Origin of the sequence: Insolitispirillum peregrinum (assembly GCF_900156605.1) — a bacterium.
In the GTDB taxonomy this organism is placed as follows: Bacteria; Pseudomonadota; Alphaproteobacteria; order Rhodospirillales; family Rhodospirillaceae; genus Insolitispirillum; species Insolitispirillum peregrinum.
Map to the genome: position 1 here is coordinate 231324 of NZ_FTOA01000006.1, position 26001 is coordinate 257324.

At 60.6% G+C, this 26001-nt stretch carries 24 protein-coding genes; 11 read left to right on the forward strand and 13 right to left on the reverse strand.

The window, feature by feature from the left end:
• Window positions 1-3: 3 nt before the first annotated feature.
• Window positions 4-357, reverse strand: coding sequence for a hypothetical protein (locus BW995_RS20605; protein ID WP_139332969.1), 354 nt, complete (start codon window positions 355-357; stop codon window positions 4-6).
• On the opposite strand from BW995_RS20605, the gene BW995_RS16525 reads away from it, so the two are divergent.
• Window positions 356-1255 carry a hypothetical protein gene (locus BW995_RS16525; protein ID WP_139332970.1) on the forward strand — a complete coding sequence of 300 codons (900 nt, stop codon included), beginning with the start codon at window positions 356-358 and terminating at the stop codon, window positions 1253-1255. The two genes, BW995_RS20605 and BW995_RS16525, sit on opposite strands and share 2 nt — an antisense overlap.
• Before the next feature lie 157 nt (window positions 1256-1412).
• Here BW995_RS16525 and BW995_RS16530 read toward each other — a convergent pair whose 3' ends face one another.
• From BW995_RS16530 to BW995_RS16540, 3 genes are all read right to left on the reverse strand, one after another.
• Window positions 1413-2144: a class I SAM-dependent methyltransferase gene (locus BW995_RS16530; RefSeq protein ID WP_084194932.1), complete on the reverse strand. Its 732-nt coding sequence runs from the start codon at window positions 2142-2144 to the stop codon at window positions 1413-1415.
• A gap of 23 nt (window positions 2145-2167) precedes the next feature.
• Entirely contained in the window at window positions 2168-3919 is a 1752-nt protein-coding gene (locus BW995_RS16535) for a sensor histidine kinase (protein WP_076401509.1), read from the reverse strand.
• 244 nt (window positions 3920-4163) lie between these two features.
• The gene (locus BW995_RS16540) at window positions 4164-4895 is read right to left on the reverse strand and encodes a cytochrome b/b6 domain-containing protein (RefSeq protein ID WP_076401510.1); all 732 of its coding nucleotides are present in this window, start codon (window positions 4893-4895) and stop codon (window positions 4164-4166) included.
• Window positions 4896-5173: 278 nt separating this feature from the next.
• On the opposite strand from BW995_RS16540, the gene BW995_RS16545 reads away from it, so the two are divergent.
• The 3 genes from BW995_RS16545 (at window position 5174) to BW995_RS16555 (ending at window position 8058) form a co-directional block, all read left to right on the forward strand.
• On the forward strand, window positions 5174-6139 hold the full coding sequence (locus BW995_RS16545; protein ID WP_217696121.1) for a LysM peptidoglycan-binding domain-containing protein: 966 nt from the start codon (window positions 5174-5176) through the stop codon (window positions 6137-6139).
• 129 nt (window positions 6140-6268) lie between these two features.
• Window positions 6269-7114, forward strand: a complete 846-nt coding sequence (locus BW995_RS16550; protein WP_076401512.1) for a TerB family tellurite resistance protein — start codon at window positions 6269-6271, stop codon at window positions 7112-7114.
• Window positions 7115-7155: 41 nt separating this feature from the next.
• Window positions 7156-8058, forward strand: a complete 903-nt coding sequence (locus BW995_RS16555) for a DMT family transporter (RefSeq protein ID WP_076401513.1) — start codon at window positions 7156-7158, stop codon at window positions 8056-8058.
• A 105-nt stretch (window positions 8059-8163) separates the two neighbouring features.
• On the opposite strand, the gene BW995_RS16560 is transcribed toward BW995_RS16555, so the two are convergent.
• From BW995_RS16560 to BW995_RS16580, 5 genes are all read right to left on the reverse strand, one after another.
• On the reverse strand, window positions 8164-8934 hold the full coding sequence (locus BW995_RS16560; protein ID WP_076401514.1) for an energy transducer TonB: 771 nt from the start codon (window positions 8932-8934) through the stop codon (window positions 8164-8166).
• A 97-nt stretch (window positions 8935-9031) separates the two neighbouring features.
• On the reverse strand, window positions 9032-9478 hold the full coding sequence (locus BW995_RS16565) for an ExbD/TolR family protein (protein ID WP_076401515.1): 447 nt from the start codon (window positions 9476-9478) through the stop codon (window positions 9032-9034).
• Complete coding sequence (locus BW995_RS16570; protein ID WP_076401516.1) at window positions 9468-10130, reverse strand: MotA/TolQ/ExbB proton channel family protein; 663 nt, start codon at window positions 10128-10130, stop codon at window positions 9468-9470. The genes BW995_RS16565 and BW995_RS16570 overlap by 11 nt, the downstream gene beginning before the upstream one ends.
• A gap of 55 nt (window positions 10131-10185) precedes the next feature.
• Entirely contained in the window at window positions 10186-12378 is a 2193-nt protein-coding gene (locus tag BW995_RS16575) for a TonB-dependent siderophore receptor (protein ID WP_076401517.1), read from the reverse strand.
• A 76-nt stretch (window positions 12379-12454) separates the two neighbouring features.
• Entirely contained in the window at window positions 12455-12874 is a 420-nt protein-coding gene (locus BW995_RS16580; protein WP_076401518.1) for a DUF2946 family protein, read from the reverse strand.
• Between the two features lie 301 nt (window positions 12875-13175).
• On the opposite strand from BW995_RS16580, the gene BW995_RS16585 reads away from it, so the two are divergent.
• Window positions 13176-13541 (forward strand): hypothetical protein, encoded by a 366-nt coding sequence (locus BW995_RS16585; RefSeq protein ID WP_076401519.1) that lies wholly within the window; start codon window positions 13176-13178, stop codon window positions 13539-13541.
• Window positions 13542-13601: 60 nt separating this feature from the next.
• On the opposite strand, the gene BW995_RS16590 is transcribed toward BW995_RS16585, so the two are convergent.
• A complete protein-coding gene (locus tag BW995_RS16590) occupies window positions 13602-14141 on the reverse strand; it encodes a SixA phosphatase family protein (protein ID WP_076401520.1) in 540 nt (179 codons plus the stop codon).
• 216 nt (window positions 14142-14357) lie between these two features.
• Between BW995_RS16590 and BW995_RS16595 the strand changes: the two genes are divergently transcribed.
• Window positions 14358-16811, forward strand: coding sequence for an RNA degradosome polyphosphate kinase (locus BW995_RS16595; RefSeq protein ID WP_084194934.1), 2454 nt, complete (start codon window positions 14358-14360; stop codon window positions 16809-16811).
• A gap of 116 nt (window positions 16812-16927) precedes the next feature.
• Window positions 16928-18433 (forward strand): Ppx/GppA family phosphatase, encoded by a 1506-nt coding sequence (locus BW995_RS16600; RefSeq protein WP_076401521.1) that lies wholly within the window; start codon window positions 16928-16930, stop codon window positions 18431-18433.
• Between the two features lie 57 nt (window positions 18434-18490).
• Here the strand turns inward: BW995_RS16600 and BW995_RS16605 are convergent, their stop codons facing one another.
• Together BW995_RS16605 and BW995_RS16610 are read right to left on the reverse strand one after the other, a co-directional pair.
• Complete coding sequence (locus BW995_RS16605; protein WP_076401522.1) at window positions 18491-19714, reverse strand: aminotransferase-like domain-containing protein; 1224 nt, start codon at window positions 19712-19714, stop codon at window positions 18491-18493.
• Between the two features lie 239 nt (window positions 19715-19953).
• A complete protein-coding gene (locus BW995_RS16610; RefSeq protein ID WP_322099129.1) occupies window positions 19954-21579 on the reverse strand; it encodes a polyphosphate kinase in 1626 nt (541 codons plus the stop codon).
• Window positions 21580-21993: 414 nt separating this feature from the next.
• Here BW995_RS16610 and gap point away from each other — a divergent pair, with 414 nt between their 5' ends.
• The 4 genes from gap to BW995_RS16630 all read left to right on the forward strand — a co-directional run bounded on the left by gap (window position 21994) and on the right by BW995_RS16630 (window position 25517).
• Window positions 21994-23001: a type I glyceraldehyde-3-phosphate dehydrogenase gene (gene gap, locus BW995_RS16615; RefSeq protein ID WP_076401523.1), complete on the forward strand. Its 1008-nt coding sequence runs from the start codon at window positions 21994-21996 to the stop codon at window positions 22999-23001.
• A 127-nt stretch (window positions 23002-23128) separates the two neighbouring features.
• Window positions 23129-24322 carry a phosphoglycerate kinase gene (locus BW995_RS16620; RefSeq protein ID WP_076401524.1) on the forward strand — a complete coding sequence of 398 codons (1194 nt, stop codon included), beginning with the start codon at window positions 23129-23131 and terminating at the stop codon, window positions 24320-24322.
• Window positions 24323-24562: 240 nt separating this feature from the next.
• Window positions 24563-25081 (forward strand): hypothetical protein, encoded by a 519-nt coding sequence (locus tag BW995_RS16625; protein ID WP_245821508.1) that lies wholly within the window; start codon window positions 24563-24565, stop codon window positions 25079-25081.
• 58 nt (window positions 25082-25139) lie between these two features.
• Window positions 25140-25517, forward strand: coding sequence for a winged helix-turn-helix domain-containing protein (locus BW995_RS16630; RefSeq protein ID WP_245821509.1), 378 nt, complete (start codon window positions 25140-25142; stop codon window positions 25515-25517).
• Between the two features lie 279 nt (window positions 25518-25796).
• Here the strand turns inward: BW995_RS16630 and BW995_RS16635 are convergent, their stop codons facing one another.
• The gene (locus tag BW995_RS16635) at window positions 25797-25970 is read right to left on the reverse strand and encodes a DUF1674 domain-containing protein (RefSeq protein WP_076401526.1); all 174 of its coding nucleotides are present in this window, start codon (window positions 25968-25970) and stop codon (window positions 25797-25799) included.
• Between the last annotated feature and the right edge of the window lie 31 nt (window positions 25971-26001).

Sequence of the window (26001 nt, forward strand, 5' to 3'; positions counted from 1 at the left end):
GCTCTACGCAACACAGACTGCCCAACGGCGCTCTGTGCATTTTGCGTTTTTTTCATCGCCAGCATTCGGTTTTTTTTGCGCGAAAACAGCCTTCAGCTCCCGCAAAAATGATGCGACATTTGAGAAAATGACAGCTGCAAGCGTGGATTCGACTTTGCGCGCACTCATTGCAAAAACACTACAAAGAAAAATTCCAATCCAGATAGAAACAGTTGAAAGGGTAAAGTAAATGCGATCCATCAGGAAAGTGATTAACGTCATATCTATAGCATTATTTCTAACAACATTCTCATCATTATCCGATGCAGAAGTAATACAAAATAATGCCATGACCACTATGCAATCAAAAATATACATGACCGTCATGGCACCTGGGGGATATATCACAGAAGAGCTGTATAATTATTTCTGGATGGATATGCCAAAAGAAATGAGGAATAGCAGGGAAGCAAGAAAAGAATATAGCAATTCTCAAATAAGGATAAAAAAATATTATGACAGATTTAGGTTGGAAGGGCTAAAAAGCGCAAAATTGAGCCTTGGGAAGAATAAAATAGTGAAAACAGCCGATTACGAATTCAGAAAAAGTGAGTTCCTGAAGCTTTTTGGCCTCTATGCCGATGACTATAACAATATTCAGCATGTCCACGAGATGGATAAAATGATCGAAGCGGCAGCGAGAGGAATACCTTATCAAACTCCCCAAGGAGCACTCCAGTTAACCGAAAAAAACATTGATGCCATGATAGAAGACCAAAATGCATCATCCATTCGATACGGCATACTATTGTCACCAGACTGGACAGATAATGAAATGTTTATATCATATAGTGAATTAAAAATTTCAGTGAAAACAAAGTATCCTCTCTATGAGCGGGAGATTGATGCTGGAAATGGAGATAAAATAAAAGTTCTTACATTTAGATTTGATGAAAAGAATACTTTGGCCATCAGATTCATCAACCTCAAAGAGCCACTGCAGGACCCAGCCAAGGATGTTCCTGCAATACTTCAAAAGCGTCTCGAGGCCATGGGGAAAGTAACATCAAATATCACCAGCGATAGCTGGTACGGACTCGCCACATCCAAAGGAACAACACGATCTGATAAAGATGGAGTAATATCATTTACCACAATGAAAATAATAAATATGAAATCGAATAGTGGTTATTTGATAATAGGCACTGTTTCAGAGCAGAATGAGGAAGAATCAAAGAAATATATGGATTATATTGAAGAAAGAATAAAGCTTTAGCTCTGTGAGCGCAAAAGGGGTTCCGGTTTTGCGTAAAATCACTGCGACAAAACAAAAGGTTAGACCAGCGTGCCTGCGTCAGATTTAACGCACGCAGGTCTAATCTGTAAAATGAAACCCAGGGTGGGTAAGCGCAAAAGCGGACTCTCTTTTCTGCTTACCCGCCCTGCACTGGCACCTTCCGAAACACCACAGGCACCTGCGCCGGTGATGGCATCAGGAGGTTATCCGGTCCGTACACTGGTGACCCGCAGGCCGGTTGGTACAGGACCGGCTCAAAGCCCTGCGCCACGGCCGTCTGTGAGAACAGGAAGTTCGCATGGCGAATGCACAACAGGCCACCGGGACGCAGGCTATCCGCCAGCGACGTCACCACCTGCTCAAAATCCTGAAAGCGGATCAGCCGGTCACAGCGGGCGGCAGGCTTCACCCCTCCCAGATCACCGTGCCGGAACACCGCCAAAGCAAAGACCGCATCACACGATGCCGCAGGCAAAACGGATGCATCACCGGCAACGTGCAGCCGCACCGACGGGTCGCCGGCCAGCCGCTGTCGGGCCTGTGCAATATTGCGCCGATTGATGTCGATACCGTCGATGTGTGCCTGTCCAAACAGCCGCCGCAGCGAGACGATCTCTTCTCCACGGGCGCAGCCAAAGGACAGCAGGCGGCTGTCCGGCTGATCGGCGACCTGATGGCGGACAAAGGCAAACAGCTCGGGGTAGCGGTTGGCGGTACTGGTGTTATAGGGCTGAAACAGATGCCGGGGCCGTCGCAACAGCAGCAAGGCCAGACTACGGCTTTCTCCGCCCTTTCCCCACCACCACAGCATGCGCAAGGCATGATAGCCCGGCAGATAGCGACACCATGTCCTCACACGGCCTTTCATGGCGTAAGATCAGGCTCCCGTGCTCATGATATGTCTGGAAAATGCCCCCGCAGAATGAACCGGGTGCCTTCGGGCAGACGCTCGGCTTCCAGGTGTCCCCCGTGAATTTCCGCTACAGCCTGACAAAAGGCCAGCCCCATTCCACTGCGTTCACCGGGACCCTGTGAGACTGCCACCGGATTGAGGATCCATTGATCCATCACCGTTGGCAGCCCTTGACCATTGTCTTCGATTGCCAGCCACCACCCTGTGTCGTCTTGCCCGCCGCTGATGGTGATCCGGGCTGGCCGTTCCGTGTCACGATAGCGCCAGGCGTTATCAATCAAGCGCGCGATTGCAAGGGTCAGGAACGAGCGGTCAGCCGGAACGGACGGCAACGAGCCAATCCGAACCTCGCCACCCCCGGCCGCAATCGCCTCGCGGAGCGGTTCCAGCGCCAGCTCCACGCAGTCCCGCAGCGGTACTCCTTCAAAGACTGGCGTTCCTCCCAGCAGTTCGGTGTACTGCCGGAATCCCTCCAGCGTCATCTTCAGCCGTTTGCCGCCGTCCTCTATATAGCGCAGGTCGGCTTCGGCCTCTTCTGACAACTGATGCAATCGGCGGCGCAGCAGTTGCGAAAAGCTGACCATCCGGCGGACCGGCTCTTGCAGGTCATGGGCGGTCACCTGCGCCAGACGGCTTAGCTTCAGGTTGAGGGATGTGATATCTTCAGCCCGGCGCTCGGCCAGCGATTTGGCCCGTTCCAGATCCGCCGTTTGCTCGGCAACCGCCTGTTTCAAGGTTTCGCGGTGGCGCAGGATGGCACCATTGCGCAGGTCAGACATGGAAGCCCAATAGATCACCGCACCGGAAAACAGGATGAAGCCGGTCACTTCCACCACCATCATCCGGTTCCAGGTTGTCAGGGCCTTTTGCAGGGAAACTCCCGAGGTTACCACCAACGGGTATCGATCCAGTTGTTGATAAGACAGAAGCTTATCGTTGCCATCGGCTTTCGAAATCAGCCGGACAACCCCCTGCTTTTCGCGTGGCAGCCATTTGGTGAACAGGTCGCTGCTGCTGATATTGATGCCGAATTTTTCCGCGTGCGCCGGTGCACGCGCCATCATCAGCCCATCCGAGCGCAGAACGGCAGAGGCTCCGTCGCTATCCAGCAGGGTGATCCCCAGTTGCCCGGCATAGTAATCCGCCGAGACGGCGGCAACCATGATGCCGATGACTTTTGAATCCTTGAGAATGGCCCGGCTGAGGTGAATGGTGCGCTCGCCGGTTATCTGGCCGATGGCAGGCAGCCCGACATGCAGCCGCCCACCATTGCCGCCGGCAGGATCGCCACCGGCAAAAACCCGGAAGTAGTCACGATGAGACGCGCTGGCCCGCCAGGGGGCGCCGCTGAAGGCTGGTACGGGATAGCCGGAAACCATCCCGTCCATTCCCGTCACGCCAACCCACAACAGCTCGGGAAAGGCGCTCAGTCGCCCTTCAAAGCGCAAGCGGTTTGCCGGATCCTCCCAACTGCCTTCGGCAACCGATACCGCCATATCGACCAGCAAGGAATCGACACTGCGCACGCTGCCGCCGATATTCTGCGCAATGGCAACCGCCATCGACTGCACCATCTGTTCGGCATTTGCGAGGTCTGCCGCGCGGGCCAGCCACAACTGAGCGGCCAGGGCGCTCCCCAGAATCAGCAGAAACAGGCCTGCGACCAGCCGCGACCACCAAGGGGTCGGGCTTTGAACAGACTGCGGTTCAACCAGATCCTGCGCCGTCATGATACACCCGGCATGTTAGAGGGTGAAAAGACCCGACATCATTCGGATGCAGTATGCCGGTTCCTTTTTTCAGGGCAATACCTTTTTATGCGGTTATTTAGAGCATTGTGCGAAAAGTGGGAACCGGTTCTCGCAAAAACAATGCTACAGAACAACAGGTTAGACCAGCGTGCCTGCGTCAGGTTTAACGCACGCTGGTCTAAGGGTAAAAAAATCCGGTTCACCACCTTTTGGCTGTAATGGCTTACAACTGATGCACCAGAACCCAGACGGCGCCTGCCGCAATCAAGGCGACGGGAACCGCCAGCCAGAACGATTGCAGGCGCGGCAGTTCGGCCCCGGCAGGGATCAACTCGGCAGCCTTGCGACCGGTCAGCATCGACAGGATGAGATTCTTGCCACGCAAGCGATAATACACCGCTGCCCCGACATGCGCGAGAATCGCCAGCCCCAACAGATTGAACAGCGCCCCGTGCACGCCGGTCAGCAGATCACTGGTGCCTTTGCTGACCAGATGGGCCAGCGGTCCTTCGGAAAAAATGTCATCGTTGGCAAACAAACCCGTTCCGACCTGCACAAAAGCCAGCGCGAGCAGAGCCAGAATCATCAGGGCGCCAGCCGGATTATGCCCTACTGACAGCGGCAGCTCGCCACGCTTCAGGGCTTTCAGATAGTCAATAACCGCCGCCGGACCGCGCACAAAGGTGGCAAACCGGGCGGTGCTGGACCCGATCAGGCCCCACAGCACGCGAAAAATCACCAGCCCCAGAACGGTCTCACCCAACAGCATGTGCAGGTCCATGTTGCCCAGCATCAGGCGCTCTCCGCCCGGCAGCGGCAGCGACAGGTCAAGCCCGCCAATTTCCCCCGACAGGAACAGCAGCAGGATCGCGGCCACCAGAATCCAGTGGAACAGCCGTGTTGGCAGGTCCCATACGGCAACGGTCGGTGATGAAGAAGACACTTTCTGGTCCATGCTTGATGCTCCACGTTCTTTGGCTGCAACCCAAAGTGCAGTATATTGCACTGCACACCAGGGTGGGTACTATCTGAATGCAGGCTGCTGCATCAACCCTGAATACACGCTGAAAGGGGCGACTTCACGAAGCTGTGACTGTATAGTGGTCCCCGGCCCCGTCACCCGCACCCTTGCGGGCCATGGGAGGGCGCAGTACGGTTACCCCATCCGGCCAGCCATCCAGCAGACCGGCAGACATTTCCGGGCAGACGCTGACAATAGCAAAGAGGGTTCTTGTGAAACGGCCAATGATCATTGCCATTGCTGGCGCCGCTGTTGTCATTATTGCGTTGGGATTGACCTTCATGTCACTCGAAGGCCAGGCCCCGACCCAAAAGGACGCTGCACCGCCGACGACTCCGGCCCAACCTGCTACCCCGGCCAAACCGGCCGCCGAAGCGCCCAGTGCTCCCGAGCCTGTGCTGGGCTTTGACGTGGTGCGGATTGATCCCGAGGGGAACACCGTTATCGCTGGCAAGGCCGCTCCGAATGCGAAAGTTTCCATTCTGGACGGGGCCAGGGCGGTTGGGGCCGTCACTGCTGACCAGCATGGGGAATGGGTGTTCCTGCCTGATGTTCCACTGGAACCCGGCTCCCGCGAACTGTCACTCAGCGCGGTGACTCCTGACGGCAAGACCGTCACTGCCAAGGATGTGGTCGTGCTGGTCGTCCCCGAGCGCAAGGGGGAAAAGACCCTGGCGGTGAAGGCCGGGGAGGAAGGCTCGCAGGTTCTGCAGGGACTGACCCCGCTCAGCGAAAAGGATGGCGTTCTGATCGACTCGGTCGATTACACCGAAGACGGCAGCATCATCGTCGCCGGGCGTGGCAAGCCGCAGGCGACCTTGCAGCTGTACCTCGATAACGCCCTGATCGGCAAAGTCGAAAGCGGAGCCGATGGCCTGTGGCGGGCCAAGCCGGAAAGCAAGGCCAGCAAGGGTGCCCACATGCTGCGCGCCGACCTGCTGGCCAGCGATGGCAAGGTTCTGGCCCGCGCCGAAATGCCGTTTTCGCGCGTCGAAGTTGCCGGAATGCCCGAAGGCGTCCGCGTTGTTGTCCAGCCCGGAAACAGTCTGTGGCTGCTGGCCCGCCGTGCATATGGCGATGGCAAGGCCTATACGGTCATTTTTGATGCCAACAAGGGGCAGATCCGCAATCCTGACCTGATTTATCCCGGTCAGGTGTTCATCGTGCCAAAGGATTAAAGCTGTGACCTGATGCAGGCACGCTGCTCTAACCCTTTGTTCTGTCGCATTGTTTCTGCGAAAACCGGTTTCCGGGTTTCGCAGAATGTTCTGACCCCGCGCTAAAACAGACCAACGACAGGATCAACCATGTCCATCTGGGGTAAAATCATTGGTGGCACCGCCGGTTTTGTCATTGGCGGCGGGCCGCTGGGGGCCTTGATCGGGGCGGCGGCCGGGCATTTCATCGACCGGAAGGTCGAACAGGTTCGCCAGTCCGAAGCACAGGACCACACCTTTGACCCATCCGCCCCGCCGGGGTTCAAAGAGGCAATCCATCACGCCCGCCAGCAGGCCCGGGAGCAAATGCGGGCGGCGGCGTTTGCCACCACCGTCGTTGCCCTGTGCGCCAAGATGGCCAAGGCCGATGGTCAGGTGTCCCGGGCCGAAATTGATGCCTTCAAGCGCACCTTCAATGTTCCCCCCGACCAGATGGAGGCCGTTGGGCGGCTGTTCGACGAAGCCAGGAAAACCGCCGACGATTTCGAACTGTACGCCCGGCAGGCCGCCAGCCTGTTTTCCGACACCCCGCAGGTGCTGGAAGACCTGTTGATGGCCTTGCTGCTGATTGCGCAGGCCGACGGGGTGATTCACCCTGCTGAACAGGCATTGCTGCAACGGGTTGCCGAGATTTTTGCCGTCTCGCCCCAGGCATGGGAGCGTGTCCGCGCCGGGGCTGCCAGTGGTGGTTCAGGCGGCGGACGGGCCTCGGCCAGCAGCGGAATCAGCGATCCCTACGCAGTTTTGGGAGTAGCGCCAACCGCCACAGACAGCGACATTAAGGCAGCCTATCGCAAGCTGCTGCGCGAGAACCATCCGGATACGGTGATCGCTCAGGGGCTGCCCGAAGAGTTTGTCGAGATTGCCACCCGCAAAATGGCTGCCATCAACGCAGCATGGGATGACATCGCCCGCATGCGGGGCCTGAAAAAATAGCCTGACGCCCGGTTGGCAAAGGCAAATCGGAAGATGAAAAAATGCCTTTGCGCGACATGGCACTGGGTGTGCTGGTAGCGGTTCTGTGGGGTCTGAACTTTGTGGCGATCAAGATCGGCGTGCAGGAGGTTCCTCCGCTGGCCCTGACGGTGGTCCGCTTCGCCCTGACCGCCGCCCTGATCGTGCCGTTTACCCGCATGACCCGGCAAGCCTTGCCATGGGTGATCCTGCTGTCGTTCACCCTGGGGACCATGCATTTCGCCCTGCTGTTTTATGGCATGAACGGCGTTGGTGGCGGAACGGCTGCGATCCTGATTCAGCTTGGCGTGCCGTTCTCGACCATTCTGGCTGCCATTTTCCTGAAAGACCACCTCGGGGGCTGGCGCATTTTCGGGCTGGGGCTGGCCTTTGGCGGGGCCGCCGTGCTGGCCGGAGAACCGACACTGCCCGCGCTGGGGCCGTTTCTGGTGCTCGTGCTGTCGGCCTTTTCGTGGGCCGCCTCCAACCTGCTGATCAAACGGGTGTCCAGCGTCACCCCACTGGCCATTTCCGGCTGGATGGCCCTGTTTGCCACCCCGCAAATCGCCCTGTGGTCGCTGCTGCTGGAACACAACCAGGTTGACGCGGTGCTGAATGCCAGTTGGCACCTGTGGGCCAGCATGACCTATATCATTCTCGGGTCGTCGGTGATTGCCTATACCCTGTGGTACCGCCTGCTGTCGCTGTACCCGGTCAGTCAGGTGGTGCCGCTGAACCTGCTGTCGCCGCTGGTGGGGATTGCCGCCTCGATTGCCTTCCTTGGCGAGAGCCTGACGTGGGAACGGGTTCTCGGCGGCTTCCTGACCATCGGCGGGGTCGGCCTGATCATCTATCGCCAAAGCCTGCCGCGCGCCAACCACAAGACTCCCCCCGCCAGCGAGCTGGAGCGGGGGAGCTGGGAGTAGACCAGCGTGCGTTCAATCTGAGAGGCACGCTGGTCTACCCTTTTCATCTGTCGCAGTGATGATGCGCAAAACCGGTTCCCACTTTTGCGCTCACTGCTCTGGCCCCTACTTCATTCTGGTATTAAAGCGGATCGGAATGACCAGCGTCAGCCGGTCGCGCTGATAGTCGGCGGGAAGCGGCGGTAAGGGTGAGACCCGTGCAATCAGCGCCAGTCCTTCCTGATCCAGCACCGCCACCCCCGACGGGCTGACAATCTCGCCATTTCTCACCTCGCCCGAGGACAGGATGGTAAAGCGCACCGACACAACCCCTTCCGCCCTCATCGCCCGGGCGGCGGGCGGATAGCGTTTGGCGCGTTCCAGCACCCCCAGCACCAGCGACAGGTAATCCGGCGGTACTTGTGAGCCTGCGCGGGCGTCCTGCTGGACGCCGCTGACCGTCTGGCTGTCCTGCTGCTGGCCGCTGACCGCCCGCGTGCTGCTCTCGCTGGCCTCGGCGGGTGTCGGCGGCATCGGGGCCTGCACCTGTGGGCGGGGCTTTGCCACCGGTGGGCGCGGTGATCGTTTTACCGGCGGCTTGGGAGGGCTGGCCTGCGGGGTCGCTGCGGTGGTCTGGAGCACTGGCGGCTCGGGAGGAAGCGGCTCGCTGGGGATCGATGCGGCAGCCTGAGTGGGCGTTTCCCGCACGATCTCGGCAGGTGGAACCGGGGCGGCCTCCTGCTGCGCTGGCAGGGCCACCAGTGACACCTGTGGCACAGGCAGCGCAGGTGTCACCACCGGTGGGGCCGCCATCATCAGCATCGCCGCCAGTGCCCCGCCATGGGCCAGCAGCGATCCCGCCAGCAGCCAGAAAAACCTGGATTTGTTCTGTCGCATTGTTTTTGCGGAAACCGGTTTCCACTTTTCGCACAATGCTCGTTTATATTGTCGCATTGTTGTTGCGAAAACCGGTGCCCACTTTTCGCACAATGCTCTAATGCGCCGGACCATCGGGAACCGCCTGGTTTTCAGTCAGCAACGACACACGCACCGCGCCCGCCTGCCCCAGTTGGGCCAGAACCCTGACCATCACCGCATAGTCCACCGCCCCATCCCCACGCACGTAGACCGCCGTGTCGGGGGCATTCTGGATCATCGGGGCGACCAGCGCCGGGATTTGCTCCGGCTGGATCGGCTGCTCGGCAAGAAACACCTGTCCTTCGCCGGTCACACTGACCACCAGCGGTTTCTGTGCCGGAGGCACCGCCTGTGCCGAGGTCTGCGGCAGGCTGAGCGGCACTCCGGCCACCATCAACGGTGCCGCCACCATGAAAATGATCAGCAACACCAGCATCACATCAATGAACGGCGTCATGTTGATGTCGGCCTGCAAGCGCGGGCCAGCGAGGGGATCAGCCGATGGCGACGGATCAGGCAGCATCGGCACGTCCTCCTGTTGCTGGCAAAGCCGTTTGGCGCACCAGCTCGGCCACTGACAGGCACAACAGTCGCGACACCCGCCCCTGCACGCTGGCACAGGCGTTGTAGGCCACCGAAGCCGGAATGGCCACCGCCAGCCCGACCGCGGTGGTGATCAGGGCCTCGGCAATGCCGGGGGCAACGGTGGCCAGACTGGTGTTCTGTGACTGGGCGATGCCCAGAAAGGCATGCATGATGCCCCAGACGGTGCCGAACAGGCCGATAAACGGCGATGCCGACCCCAGTGTCGCCAACAGCGGCAGCCGCTTTTCCACCGCCAGACATTCCGCCGCCACCCCGTCGCGCAAGGCCCGTTCCAGCCGGTCACGCTGGGCATTGAGGGTATCACCGACGGCGGTCTTGCTCCCTTCCTGCCCGGCGGCGTCGATCAGACGGCGGGTCAGCGGCTGGGATGCCGGAATGGCTGTCGCGCCACTGCGCACCCAGTGGTCAAAGGCCCGCGCCTGCCGCTGGAACCGGCCCAGCACCAGCACCTTTTCAGCAATCACCCCCCAGCACAGCACCGAACATCCGGCCAGCACAAGCAACACGACCTGCACACCGGCAGTCGCCTGCAACAACAGCGAAGACAAAGACAGATCAACAGGAGGCATCACAGGACTCCGAACAAGGAAGCCCCCATCCCGGAGAACAGGGGCTTCGAGGAACTTACATCTCGGCTTTCAGCGTCAGCATCACGCTGCGCGGTTCGCCGTACATGTTGTTGGTGGTGCTGCGCATGGTGGCCCAGTATTCGGTATCAAAGACGTTGTTCATCGTCAGGTCCGCCGACAGATGATCGTTGATCTTGTAGCCAATCTGGGCATCGACCACCGCGTAGGCATCCTGTTCCAGCCTGGTGCCAGTGGCCCATGTGCGGCTTTTGGCCAGTACGCCACTGCCGAGGCTGAAGTCCTTCAGCACGCCATCATCAAAGCTGTACATCCCCCACAGTTTGACCGTGTGCTTTGGCTCCCAGGTGGTGAAGGTGGCACCGGTGTTGCGGGTGTCGCGCAGGTACTGGTTCAGCAGGTAGGTATAACTGCCGGTCAGCTTCAGGTTTTCCAGCGGACGACCCGAAATTTCCAGATCAACCCCCTTGCTTTCCACCTTGCCCGCCGCAATCGAGTAATTGGTATCGTTGGGGTCGGTGATTGCCCGGTTGACATCGCGCAGCAGGAACACCGCCGCCGAAGCATTGACCGTGTCGTCAAACAGGCTGTTCTTGACCCCGACTTCGGTCTGCCAGCCGGTGCGTGGCGGCAGGGTCGTTCCGGCAGAGGTGGTCGCCGTCTGCGGCACAAAGATTTCGGAATAGCTGCCGTACAGCGAGGTTTCCGGTGTCACTGCCAGCGTCACCCCGCCATAGGGGGTAAACTCGTTCTGCGCCTTGCCGCCCTGCGACCAATTCCCCCACACCGACGAGGACATCGAGCGGGAGTCGGAATCAAAGCTGGTGTTGCGCCCGCCAACGATCACCGTCAGCGGGTCGAGAATCTGCAACCGCGCCTGACCGTACTGGCCAAACTGGGTCATCCGGGTTTCCCCGCCGGTACTGCGCGACAAGTTGCCCTGACTGAGGGTACTGCCATTCGACACCACCACCCCGGCCTGCGTTGCCCGTCCACGCACCCAGTCCTGATTATAGATATCCAGATTGCTGCCCAGCAGCAGGGTATGCTCGCGGCCAAAGGCCTGGAACGGCCCGGTGACATAGGCATCCAGTCCCTTGCGATAATAGGTCGCCTCGGCATCGCGGGTGGTATAGGTGGTGGTATAGGTGGCCGGATTGACGCTGCCCGCATAGCCGTCATCCCACGAGAATTTCTGCTCGCGCCAACTGGCGGCAATCTTTGCGCTCCAGCCGTGGCCAAAGCGGTGCTCGGCGTCGATTTTTTCTTCGTGCGTCACCCAGTCGGCGCTGGTCCACGAAGTGTTGAAGTTGGTCGAACGGTCCAGCCCCATGCTGAGGCCGGTGCTGTAGGTCGGCACCCCGGAAAACAGCCCGGTGTCATCGTGCTGCCAGGTCGAAGAATAGCCAAAGGTCCAGTCGGGAGTCGGCTTGAACTCGAGAATGCCATAGCCCAGCAGCTTTTCCGAATGGACGCCGCTGTAAAAATAGTCGCGGTCGGTGTGGGCCACCACAAAGCGTCCGTTCAGGCGACCGTCAGTGGTCAGCGGGGTGCTGAGGTCAGCGGTTTCACGGCTATAGTCCCACGAGCCAATCGCCACCGTTGCCTGTCCCTTCAGCTCTTCGGTCGGGCGTTTGCGCACCAGATTGACCGACCCCGCCGGGTCACTGCTGCCCTGCAACAGCCCCGATGGACCGCGCAGGACTTCGATACGGTCATAGACCGCCGTATCAAACTGCTGATAGCCACTCAGGCCATCATAGGTCGGCATGCCATCATGCATCACCGACAGGGCATAGCCGCGCGACTGGTACCAGCTTTGGGCGTTGTCATTCGGGCGCACTGTTACCCCCGGTGCCCAGACCAGCGCGTGATCGACATCGGTCAGATGCTGGTCATCAAGCTGTTCGCGGGTGATCACCGACACCGAATTGGGAATGTCCTTCAGCTTTGCCGGGACCTTGCCCGCCACCGTCGCCGCCTTGGGGGCATAGGTCCCGCTGCCTTCGGACACCGCACTCAGGGGCGCGGTCTGAGTATCGGTGATCGCCAGTTCCGGCAGAACGACGGCGCTATCCTCCGGCGTTGCGGTTCCGGTTGCAGTCTCGGCCTGGGCCATACCCACCGGGGCCATCGCCGCCGATCCGACCAGCACCATCCCCAGCGCAGGGATCAAGGACAGGCGGGCGCGCCTCCCGCTGCGGGAGCGCACAATAAAAGCGTTTGTCATGAACAATCCATTCCCCCGGGCTGCCTCCCTCAACACATGGGCAGCCCGTCATCAAAAACTGTTGGTGTCGTGTTTTTCAAACAGGGACGGATGGAACCGGGGGTGCCCGCGGATGATGGGCGGCGAGAAACTGCGCCAGCGGTCGCACCGCAGCATCAGGCCACCAGCCGGTAGCCGCCTGCTGTTCCTGCACCCGTTCCAGCAGGACCGGAGCCGATGGCAATGGCCCGTTGCCGGCCACCAGCGGCAGACAGAACAGGCAGCTTTTCGTTTCCTTGGGCGGGGCAGGAGGTGATGGATCATCCTGCAGGGATACATAATGGATCCCGTCCGGTGTACAGATGGCCAGGACGCCATCCGGGACGGCCTGCATCAACGGCTGGATACCCGGAGTCGGGCCCAGAATTTGCAGGAACAGCACGCAGCACAGCACCCACGCGGTAAACCGGCGGGACCCCAAAGGCGCAATCAGGCGGGACCATGGCTGTTTTGTCATTTTCCCTTGATAGGGCAAATACATGCAAAAAAACAGGGTCTATTTTCACCATCACGGACTGCGCCGATCAGACAGGCACACGCATACTCCGTCGGTATCGACCCTCCCGGACCGGGGTACATTATAACTATCGCAAGACAAAATGTGTCTGAATGGAAATGTTTATAAATATTCAAGCGAACAACTCTTACCACAATGGTAATTTATCCACGCATATGACGCCGTTTAACCGGGATATGAAAGAAAAGCATCCCTTGCAGGTTATCCGGTGTAAGTATTAACCAAACAAAGGGTGGGTATCATGTTTCTGCGCAAGACTCTGCTGGCGACCGCTGTCGCCGCCGCGGCGCTGACCTCTTCGGTTGCTTTTGCTGCTGGCAAGCAGGACTTTACGCTGACCAACAAGACCGGCTACGTGATCAACGAAGTGTATGTCTCGCCGTCGAAGTCTGACGACTGGCAGGACGATGTTCTCGGCCAGGATACCCTGGACAACGGCCAGACTGTCCACATCAAGTTCTCGCGCGCCACTCAGGCTTGCGAATGGGATCTGAAGGTGACCTACACCGACGGCGAAAGCGCCGAGTGGGAAAACTTCAACCTGTGCGAAGTGTCGAAGATCCGCATCTTCTACAATAACGGCGAAACCTCGGCCGAATACGAATAAGCCTGCCTCAGGCCCTGATCAGCCCCCCTTACGGGTTTCCCCCGTAAGGGGGGTTTTTCATTATGCCAAATCCTTGGGCCGAACAAAGTCTTCCACCCAGCCGGTGCCTTCGGCCAGCTCGCTCCAGCCAACCGACAGCCCCAGCGTTGCCAGCGCGGCGGTGGGAAACTTGTGGCGCAGGCGGTGCACCGGGTGATCGCGGTTGGCTTCCTGCTGACCGCTGCTCAGATGCAGGGCCAGGTCCTCCAGCGCCGGATTGTGCCCGACCACCATCACCACCCGCGCCTCTGGCGGGCAGGTGCGCAGACGATCCAGCAGAGCGCTGACCTCAAAGGTATACAGCGCATCCTCATGCACAATCGGCACCGGCGGCAAGGCCGGCCGGACCAGATCGAGCGTCTGGCGCGCCCGGCGGGCGGTCGAGCACAGCACCAGATCGGGCCGGAGCGGTGTCCGGGTCAGATGGCGGGCCATGCGCGGCGCAGCCTGCCGCCCACGCGCGGCTAACGGACGTTCGTGATCTTCGAGGGTCGGGTCATCCCAGTCCGATTTTGCATGGCGCAGCAACAGCAGGTAATGGCGGGCGGCGGAGCGGGTCATGGCGAGCCTCCGAGGTGCCAAAATCACAGACGAAAGACCGCCGAAACGGCGGCAAACCCAGCCTTTGTTTATAGAACCCCTTGCCTTCCGGCGAGGGCCTTTGCACGCCTGTCACGAAAGTTTCATGCTATGCTGGGCAAAACACTGGCAAACACCCGTATGAATAACCGGTTCTTCGGGCTTGCCGCAGGCCCTTGCTGGAGATGTTCTTTTCAAATGACCGACGACAAGACTGACGACCGTACCGCCGCTCCGGCAGAGTCCCACCCGCAGACTGCATCCCCAGCCGCCAAGCCTCCAGCCACCAAACCCGCAGTGGCCAAACGCCCGGCGGCGCGCAGCCGGACCCGCAGTCCTGCCGCGGCGGTCAGCCCGGCGACCAGCACCACTTCTGGCCGGATCGCGGCAAAGATCAAGCCACAAGAACCGGTTCAGGCACCACCGGTGCACGCATCGCAGGATGCCGCCCCCTTGCCGCAGGAGACCGCCCCCGTGACCATTGATGCCCTCCCCGTTCTGCCGACTCCGCAGGCCATTCCGGCTGCCGCCATCCCGGCGATCACCTTTGAAAGCCCGGAACGCTTCATCAACCGCGAACTGTCGTGGCTGGCCTTCAACACCCGCGTGCTCGAAGAAGCCCTCAACAAGCGCCATCCGCTGCTGGAACGTCTGCGGTTCCTGTCGATTTCGGCCTCGAATCTGGACGAATTCTACATGGTGCGTGTTGCCGGGCTGAAGGGACAGGTCCATGCCGGTGTCACCTCGATCAGTCAGGACGGTCTGACCCCGGCCCAGCAGCTTGATGCCATCAACAAGGAAGCCCGCCGCCTGATCGAGCTGCAACAGGTGGTCTGGCGCGGCCTGCAGGAAAAGATGGCACTCGAAGGCATTTTCGTGGTCAGCAGGGCCGACCTGTCCGCCGACGACCGCCAGTGGCTGGAAGGCCACTTCCTCGACCATATTTTCCCGGTGCTGACGCCGCTGGCCATCGACCCGGCGCACCCGTTCCCGTTCATTCCCAATCTGGCCCACGCGCTGGTGCTGTTGCTGACCCGCATCGAAGATCAGGAGCAACTGCGCGCTCTGGTGCCCCTGCCGACCCAGTTGCAGCGCTTCATCCGCTTGCCGGGTAGCACCATGCGCTTCCTGCCGCTGGAAGACGTGGTCAAGCTGTTCCTTCACACGCTGTTCCCCGGCTTTGAAGTCAATCAGGCCGGTCATTTCCGGGTGATCCGCGATTCCGAAATGGAAATCGACGAAGAAGCCGAAGATCTGGTGCGGTCGTTTGAAACGGCGCTGAAGCGCCGCCGTCGCGGTCACTGCATCCGCCTGACGCTGAATGCCAGCATGCCGACCGACCTGTTCCACCTGATCTGTGATGAACTGGACGTTGCCGACGAAGACGTGTTCCGCATCGACGGCCTGATCGGGATGGCCGATACCTCGAAGCTGATCACCGACGAACGCCCGGACCTGTGCTTCGTGCCGTTCAATGCCCGCTTCCCCGAACGCATCCGCGATTTCGGCGGCGACTGCTTTGCCGCCATCCGCAAAAAGGACATTCTGGTTCACCACCCCTATGAATCCTTTGACGTGGTGGTGCAGTTCCTGCGGCAGGCGGCGCGGGATCCGAACGTGGTGTCGATCAAGCAGACCCTGTACCGCACCTCCAAAGGCAGCCCGATCGTTGCCGCGCTGGTCGAAGCCGCCGAAGCCGGCAAGACCGTCACCGCGATGGTCGAGCTGAAGGCCCGCTTTGACGAAGAAGCCAACATCCAGTGGGCGCGCGATCTGGAACGCGCCGGGGTGAACGTGGTCTATGGCTTCATCGACCTCAAGACCCACGCCAAGATCAGTCTGGTGAGCCGCCGCGAAGGCGGCGACCTGCGCTCCTACGTCCACTTTGGCACCGGCAACTATCACCCGATCACCGCCAAGATTTACACCGACCTCAGCTTTTTCACCTCCGACCCGGGGCTGACCCGCGATGCGGCCAAGGCGTTCAACTTCATGACCGGCTATGCCCGGCCGGAAAAGATGGAAAAGCTCAACATTGCCCCGCTTGGCCTGCGATCGACCATCATCGGGTTGATCGAGGACGAAATCGCCCACGCCAAGGCCGGTCGCCCGGCCAGCATCTGGGCCAAGATGAACTCGCTGGTCGATGGCAAGCTGATTGACAAGCTCTATGAAGCCTCCTGCGCCGGTGTCACCGTCCAGTTGCTGATCCGTGGTATCTGCTGCCTGCGGCCCGGTGTGCCGGGGCTGTCGGAAAACATCCACGTCCGCACCATCGTCGGGCGGTTCCTCGAACATTCGCGCATCCTGTGCTTTGGCAACGGCCATGCGATGCCGTCGGCCCATGCCAAGGTGTTCATCTCCTCCGCCGACTGGATGCCGCGCAACATGCTCAGCCGGGTGGAATCGTTCGTTCCGCTGGAAAACCCGACCGTGCATGAACAGGTTCTCGACCAGATCATGGTGGCGAACTTCAAGGATCAGGCGCAAAGCTGGGTGTTGCAGCCCGATGGCGTGTTCCAGCGGGTCGAGTGCGAGGACGGAGCGTTTTCGGCCCACACCTACTTCATGACCAACCCCAGCCTGTCGGGCCGTGGCTCGGCGGTCCAGCACCAGCAGCGCCGGGTGCCCCGGCTGGCGCTGAAGGACTAGAGCAGTATACCGCCGGTGAAATTCCCGCAGGGCAGGCCATAAAAAGGCCTGCCCTTTTGGGGGTATCGCGGTAAAGTCGTTAACCTTCATACAAAGACCAAAAGGCCATTCCGATCATGATGCCAAAGGATTATTGGGCTACCCCCCAAGCGCCGCGCCGCCGTCCCATCGGTATCATCGACATCGGTTCCAACACCGTCCGGCTGGTGGTCTATGATGGCCTGCACCGCACGCCGATGGCCCTGTTCAACGAAAAGGCCACCTGTGCGCTGGGGCTGACCCTCGAAAGCACCGGCCACCTGAACCCGGATGGTGTGCCGCTGGCCTACGCCGCCATCGAGCGGTTCGTGCGGCTGGCCAATGAAATGGACCTTGAACGGCTGGACGTGCTGGCCACCGCCGCCTGTCGTGATGCCAAAGACGGCCCGGCCTTCCTTGCCGAGATAGAGCGCCGCTGCAAGGTCCGCGTCCAGTTGCTGTCCGGCGAAGACGAAGCCCGCCGTGCCGCCTATGGGGTGATGTGCTCGCTGACCAACGCCGACGGACTGGTGTGCGATCTGGGCGGTGGCTCGCTGGAACTGGTGGTGGTGGACAGCATGACCTGCCACGCCTTCACCACCCTGCCGCTGGGGGTGCTGCGGCTGGCCTCCAACTCGGGTGGGGATAGCCAGAAAGCGGCCACGATGATCGACCAGCGGCTGGCCAGTGTTGATTTTCTCGATCAGGTCAAGGGACGGCACCTGTATGCCGTCGGCGGATCATGGCGGGCGCTGGCCCAGATCATGATCGACCAGATGAACTACCCCCTGCACGTCCTCGACAATTTTTCCCTGCCCGCCGACAAGGCGCTGGCGATGCTGAACCAGATCATCCAGCAGGGCCGCAAGTTGATCGAGCGGGTGAAAAACGTCTCGCGCAAGCGCATCCCCAACCTGCCGCTGGCGGCGCAACTGCTGGCCCGCCTGATCGAAATGGCCCAGCCCGATCAGGTGGTGTTCAGCGTGTACGGGATGCGTGAGGGGCAGTTCTTCCTGTCCCTGCCCAAGGACATGCAGGACGGTGACCCGCTGCTGTCCGCCGCCAGCGAATGGGCGCGCGCCGCCGGGCGGTTCCCGGAACACGGTTCGGAACTGATGGACTGGATGCAGCCACTGTTCCCCGGCGAAACGGCACATCTGGCCCGTCTGCGACAGGCGGCCTGCCTGCTGGGGGATATTTTCTGGAGCGAGCACCCCGATTACCGCGCCGAACAGGCCTTCCTGCGCATTTTGCGCCTGCCGTTCATGGGCATCGACCACACCGACCGCGCCGCTTTGGCGCTGGCGGTGTACTTCCGCTATACCAGTGATGACAGTCTGGAAGTGGTGCAGCAGGCGCTGGCCTTGCTGCCGGCAGAGCGCATTGCCCGCGTGCGCACCATCGGAGCCGCCCTGCGGTTGGGCCATACCCTGTCTGGCGGTGTGCCCGGCCTGCTGTCGCGCACCCGGCTGGAAAAGGGTGCGCAGGTGCTGATGCTGGCGGTGCCGGTGGATGATCCGGTATTCCTGCCGGAGTCCTTTGAAAAGCGCCTGATCCGTCTGGCTGAAGAGGTCAGGCTGCCGCCGCGTCTGGCGCGGATTTGATCCTCCATCCCCCGGAGCAATGACACCATCGCTCCGGGGGGAGGGGGAACGCCTGCCTTACTCGGCGGCTTGCCGGGCTTCGCTGATCATCGTTGACAGCAGGGCACCCAGACGCTTGATGCCCTCGTCGATCTTGGCGTCGGTCATCAGCGAGAAGCTGAGGCGCAGGGTGTTGCGGCCCGAGCGGTCGGCGAAGAAGGCCGAGCCGGGGACGAACGCCACCCGGGCATCCTGAATCGCCCGACCCAGGACTTCGGCGCCGTCCATGCCGTCAGGCAGGGTGACCCAGATGAACATCCCGCCCTGCGGTTTGGTCCAGCTGACCGAGGCCGGCATGTACTTTTCCAGCGCATTGAGGGTGGCGTGGCGGCGCTGGTTATAGGTGGCGCGGATGCGTTCGAGGTTCGACAGCATCGTCTTCGACGCCACCTCGTACATCACCATCTGGTTCAGCGTGCTGGTGTGCAGGTCGCTGGCCTGCTTGATCAGCACCAGCTTGCTGATCACCGCCTTCGGTGCCACCAGCCAGCCCAGACGCAGGGCCGGAACGACGGTCTTGGAGAAGGTACCGGAATAGATCACCCGGCCATTGTCGATGCCGCCCTTGCGTTCGGCTTCGATCGCCATCAGCGGCGGCAGGGCTTCGCCTTCGTAGCGCAGCTTTTCATAGGCGGCGTCTTCGATCAGCGGCATGTCCAGCCGTTCGGCCAGATCGAGCGCGGCCAGACGCTGTTCCATGGTCAGGCTGACGCCGGTCGGGTTCTGAAAGTCCGGCATGATGTAGCCAAAGCGCGGCGAGCCCTTGGCGGCAATGGCGGCTTCGTCTTCGGCGGTTTCCGGGAACGGCACATAGGTCGGCTGATAGCTGTTGAACGCCTGCAACGCCCCCAGATAGGTCGGGCGGGCGACCATCACCTGCGAGTCAGGGTTGATGAACAGGCGGCCAAGAAATTCCAGTGCCTGCTGCGAGCCGTTGGTGATGATGATGTTGTCGGCGTCGCACGGCACACCGAGGGTGCCCATGTAGTCGGCCAGCCACTGGCGCAGCGGGGCATAGCCTTCGCTGACCGAATACTGCAGGGCCAGAGCGGCGCGGGCCGGATCGCTGAGGATGCCGTCATAGCTGGCGCGAATGGCGTCGAGCGGGAACAGCTCGGGGTCGGGGATGCCTCCGGCGAAGGAAATGATGTCCGGCTGGTCAAGCAGCTTGAGCAGTTCGCGGATTTCCGACGCGGCCATGCGGCTGGCGCGCGCGGCGTAGTGAGCATCCCAATCGAGCATTGCGAAGGTATTCCTCATAGAGAAGCCGGTAGATGGATCAGCGCCTTGCAAGGCAAAGGGCACACCGGCGACAAAACAGTACAGCGGCTCATCCTAGCCCAAGCTGCTGGCGCTGCGAAGTGGGGCTTGACAAATTTTTTTCTTCGCAATTGCAAAAGAAAACAGGCGTTGCCGCCGCAACGCCTGTCCATGCTCCCCATGATCGGGGATGATCTTTGCCGGATCACTACCGGATGGCTTTACTTGTCTTTTTTCTTCTCGCTGACCAGCAGGCCGCGCCGCTCAAGGGCCTCTTCCAGCTTTTTGATCACCGTTTCGACCACCTTGACGCGGGCAAACTGCTTGTCGTTGGCTTCGATCAGCGTCCACGGCGCCTTGCGGGTCGAGGTGCGCTCGATCATGTCGTTGACCGCGCTTTCATAGTCGTCCCACTTGTCGCGGTTGCGCCAGTCTTCGTCGGTCAGCTTCCACTGTTTCCACGGAATGGACTGCCGGTCCTTGAAGCGGGTCAGCTGTTCTTCCTTGGTGATGTGTAGCCAGAACTTGCCCAGCACCATGCCGGAATCGACCAGTTGTTCTTCAAAGTCGTTGATCTCGCCATAGGCCCGCATCCACTCCTCGGTGGTGGCAAAGCCTTCGATCCGTTCGACCAGCACCCGGCCATACCACGAGCGGTCGTAAATGGTGGCGTGACCGGCCCGGCCCAGATGACGCCAGAACCGCCACAGGTAATGGTGGGCTTTTTCTTCATCGGTGGGGGCGGCAATCGGGATCACCTTGAAATCACCGCTGTCCATCGACGAGGTGATCCGGCGGATGGTGCCGCCCTTGCCCGCCGCATCCCAGCCTTCAAACATCAGGGTGGTGGAAATGCCGGCGGCCTTGGCCTGCCGGAACAGGTGGTGCAGACGGGCGCGGGCAATCGCCAGACGGCTGTTGTAGTCTTTCTTGGTGAGGGTCTGCTTCATGTCCAGCGCCTCGAGCACCGTCGGCTGGTGCGGCAGGCGCACCGAAACCATCCCGGTGCCCTGACGGCCGATGTCAGCCACCACATGCGGGCCGTCGGCGGTGTCGGTCAAGGTCGGCTGAATGGTGGTGACCTTTTTCTTTTCTTCCTCGCGCAGGGCAGCGGCCAGCCGCTTTTTCATCGCGATGGCTTCCATGTGGCGCAGGGCGGCATCACGGATGGTGGTCAGCACCGACAGCGAGCGATAGCGGGGATCGGTGCCTTCAACGATCGACCACGGCGCGTGACCGGCCGAGGTCACCCGGATGGTGCGTTCGGCGGCGGCGATGAACTGGTCATAGCGTTCCCAGTTGGCCCAATCCGTTTTGGAAATCCGCCAGGATTCGTTCGGGTCCTTTTCCAGCTTTTTCAGCCGCTTGCGCTGCTCGTCCTTGCTGAGATGCATCCAGAATTTCAGGATCAGCGCGCCATCGTCAGCCAGCATCTTTTCATGGGTGTTGATGCGGGCCAGCCGTTCGTCCAGCTCGGCGTCGCTGATCCGCCCCTGGGCATGGTCAAGCACCGGGGCCGAATACCACGACCGCAGCACGCAGCCGATCTTGCCGTTGGCGGGCAGATCACGCCAGTACCGCCAGTATTCCGGGCGCTGACGTTCTTCGTCGGTGCTGTCGCCGTAGGCATGGGTTTCGATCCAGCGCGGGTCCATCCACTCGTTGATCAGGTTGACGCTTTCGCCCTTGCCTGCACCATCGACACCGGCAAACACCAGCAGCACCGGAAAGCCTGCGGTTCGCAGTTTCTGTTGCAGGTCAACCAGTTCAATCCGCAAGGCGGGGGCGAGCTGGTCGAATTCTTCCTTTGAAACCTTGCGACCCAGTTCTGCGGTACGGAACATCATCAGTGCTTTCCCTTATCCCGATTGATCCGGCAGCGACGGAGCGCCCGACACAGGGGACGGATCATGTCCTGTGCACAGGGTGCGCCAACCCGGAAGCCTAGACTAGCCGATCAGGGCGCAGGCGCAACCCGTCCGAGCGGTCTTCCCCCCCTGCAATAAGTTATAGGTCTGTATGGAATGGGCTTTTGGCCCAACCACCGACAGCTTTTCCCACCCGGAATGGCAGGGCCGCGTTCGCAGGGGCTGGATTCCTTGCGCTATCCGTGACATAGAAAAGCGCCGTCGTGCGTCCGGATATCGATCGGCCAACGAACGCGGGGGACCCCGTACCCCGGCCCGTCGCCGGAGGAGAGCGCACGAAGGCCAGTTTCCTAAAGGTGGACCGTGGCCCGGCCACCATCAGCGGAGGTAATTATGGCTGTTCGCGTTGCGATTAATGGGTTTGGTCGTATCGGTCGTCTGGTTCTGCGCGCTTTGATCGAGTCCAAGCGGACCGATATCGAAGTGGTCGCGATCAACGACCTTGGCCCGGTGGAAACCAACGCCCACCTGCTGAAGTACGACTCGGTGCATGGCATTCTGCCGGCCGACGTGAAGGCGGAAGACGGCAAGCTGGTCATCGACGGCAAGGCCATCCAGTGCTTCGCCGAGCGTGACCCGAAGGCCCTGAAGTGGGGCGATCTGGGCGTCGATATCGTCGCCGAGTGCACCGGTATCTTCTCTGACCGTGACAAGGCCGCCGTGCACCTGGCCTGCGGTGCCAAGCGCGTGCTGGTTTCCGCCCCGTCCAACGGTGCCGACCTGACCGTTGTTTACGGCGTCAACCATCAGCTGCTGACCAGCGAACATCTGGTGGTGTCCAACGCGTCCTGCACCACCAACTGCCTTGCCCCGGTGGCCTCGGTCCTGCATGCCGAATTCGGCATCGAAAAGGGCTTCATGACCACCATCCACGCCTACACCGGCGACCAGAGCACCGTGGACACCCTGCACAAGGACCTGTACCGCGCCCGCGCTGCTGCCATGTCGATGATCCCGACCTCCACCGGTGCCGCCAAGGCCGTCGGTCTGGTGCTGCCGGAACTGAAGGGCAAGCTGGACGGCGTTGCCATCCGCGTTCCGACCGCCAACGTCTCGATGGTTGACCTGAAGGTGAACCTGGCCAAGTCCACCACTGCCGCCGACGTCAACGCCGCCATCAAGGCCGCGTCGGAAGGCAAGCTGAAGGGCGTGCTGGGCTACAACACCCTGCCGCTGGTGTCGATCGACTACAACCACTGCCCGAACAGCTCGACCTTCGACGCGCCGGGCACCAAGGTGATGGATGGCAACTTCCTGCGCATCATGACCTGGTACGACAACGAGTGGGGCTTCTCGAACCGCATGCTCGACACCGCCGTCGAGATGTCGAAGCACTTCTAATCGAAGTCTTTGAGCGCCGCCGGGCAGGATCGGGGAAAGGGGTGTTGCGGCATCCCTTTCCCGCCTGCTCTGGCGGCGTTTCTTTTCTGTTGCTCCAGCAATTCCCCATTTTCAAGAGGCTGACATCATGGCCAATTTCAAGACGCTTGATGATATCGACGTAAAGGGCAAGCGCGTGGTGGTCCGTTCGGACCTGAACGTGCCGATGAAGGATGGCAAGGTCACTGACGCCACCCGCATCGAACGCTCGGCAGAAACCATCCGCGAGCTGATGGAAAAGGGCGCAAAGGTGGTGGTGGTCAGCCACTTCGGCCGTCCGAAGGGCGAACGCGTGGCCGAAATGAGCCTGAAGCCGGTGGCCGATGCCCTGGCCGTGGTGCTGGGCAAGCCGGTGGCCTTTGCCGATGACTGCGTCGGCCCGGCGGCCAAAACCGTGGTCAACGCGCTGGTCGATGGCGAAGTGGCAATGCTGGAAAACCTGCGCTACCACAAGGCCGAAGAAAAGAACGATCCCGATTTCGCCCGTCAGCTGGCCGAGCTGGGCGACATCTATGTCAACGACGCCTTTTCGACCGCCCACCGTGCCCATGCCTCGACCGAAGCCATCGCCCAGCTGCTGCCGAACGCCGCTGGCCGTCTGATGCAGGCCGAACTGGTGGCGCTGGGCAAGGCGCTGGAACACCCGGCCAAGCCGGTGGCCGCCATCGTTGGCGGTGCCAAGGTTTCGACCAAGCTCGACCTGCTGGGCAACATGGTCTCCAAGGTCGATGTGCTGATCATCGGCGGCGGCATGGCCAACACCTTCCTGTATGCGCAGGGCAAGGATGTCGGCAAGTCGCTGTGTGAAAAGGACATGGCCGATACCGCCCGCGAAATTCTCGCCAAGGCCGAAACCGCTGGCTGCACCTTCATCCTGCCGACCGATGCGGTGATCGCAGGCGAATTCGCCGCCAACGCCGACAACAGCGTGGTGTCGGTCGATGCCGTTCCGGCCGACCAGATGATCCTCGACGTCGGCCCGGCCAGCGTCGAAGCCCTGAAGGCCAAGCTGGCCGAGTGCAAGACGCTGGTGTGGAACGGCCCGCTGGGCGCGTTTGAAATCACTCCGTTCGATGCCGCCACCAACGCCGTTGCCCAGGCCGCTGCCGCGCTGACCAACGCCGGGTCACTGCTGACCGTTGCCGGTGGTGGTGACACCGTTGGCGCGCTGGCCCATGCCGGTGTGGTTGACCAGTTCTCCTATGTTTCCACCGCTGGCGGGGCGTTCCTCGAGTGGCTGGAAGGCAAGGACCTGCCGGGTGTGGCGGCGCTGAAGCGTTAAGCCTTCCCTCTTCCTGTCCTGTCGCAAAACCCGTCCCCGATGCCTTGGGGGCGGGTTTTGTCGTTCAGTAAACATCTTGCAACTTTTCCCATGGTAGACTGCCAAATGCCGTCAGGACTGGCGGGGTCATTTACAGCAAGCCCAGAGTCATGAATAATCGCTTATGGGGAGAATAGGATGGGACATCTCATCGCTATAAGAGATAGGCAGAAAGCTCTGGGGATGTGTGACAAGGACGCGATGATGGGTTCTGAGCAGGCACACGGCATAGCCGCGGACAACGGGCAGGCGTTCCTGCTGTGGCAGGAAAAAGTCAGCAATGCCAACATCAACTCACAAACACTGTTGGCGACAGACTACCTGAACCACTTCAATGAAATCGTCATGCTGATTGACATGGTTCCGGACATGCCCGAATTGCTGGACGAATGCCGGGAATGGCAGCCGAAAAGCTACCCCGAGCACTTTCAGGACAGCATGTTTTCTGACCGTGATCTGGCAATCGAAGCCTATCAGCACGTCCCGGTCGAATTTCTGGTTCCGTTTGAAGACACTGTTACCCTGATGAACGACATGGTAACCCAATCGGTAACCCGCCTGACGGCAGCCCAGGAGCTGAACGATCCCGAATTGCTGAAGGTCCGCTGCCATGCCGCATCCCGTGGGTTGCAGCGGCTGATGGATGTCGCCAACGCCATTATTCACGGGTCCAGCCGAACGATGGCGCAAAATGAAATTGACCAGCTGATGGGCTTTTGATCTTCTGGGACTCTGGTAAAACCCATTTTCAATTTATGGGTATATGAAAGGGTCCACTGTGGCTGATTCTCATTCCTTACGCGTCCGCCTGCGCCTGAAGGCCGGGCCAAAGCTGGTTCTGGGGCCGGGCCGTCTGGAAATCCTGCAAGGCATTGCTGAAACCGGCTCCATCTCGGCTGCCGCGCGCGGTATGGAGATGTCCTATCGGCGGGCGTGGCTGCTGGTCGATGACATCAACCATTGCTTTGAATCCCCCCTGGTCGAGTCGGTGACCGGAGGCAAACGGGGCGGCGGCGCCCGGTTGACTGCGCTGGGTGAACAGGTGGTGGCCGCCTATGTCCGCTTGCTGGAAAAAACCGATCAGGCCATTGCCGCCGAACGGGCCGAGCTGGAAAGCCTGCTGGCCGAAATCCTGCCATCCCCGAACAACGAATAAAGACCCCGGCTGTGAGCGCATCAGCGGTCACACACAGGGAACAAGGATGTGGAGCGCTGCTCCACACCTCGCCGGGGCCAGTCGGTCTCAGACTCCATTCCTTTGCATTCAAAGAAAAAATGGGGGTTCGGGGCATTGACCCCCGAGCAGTTCAGGCGGCAGCCTGCACTTTACTTACCAACTGCCGTGTACTGTGACCGGACGCAGGTACGTTGCTCTAACCTTTTGTTTTGTCGCATTGTTCTTGCGAAAACCGGTTCTCACTTTTCGCACAATGCTCTAAAAGTCTGAGCAGCGCCCGCCACGTTCCCAGTCCCCGAAGCGGGTCGGTTCCGGGCCTTTCGGGCCTCCCAGTTCTTCGACGGCTTCTGGAGCGGTGTCCGGAGCAGGCGACGGCGGCGAAACCGCAGGAGAGTCAGGAGTCGGCACGGCTGTTTCGGGGGTGTCGGTCATTGGTTTCAGTCCTGCAATGATGCTGTTTGGC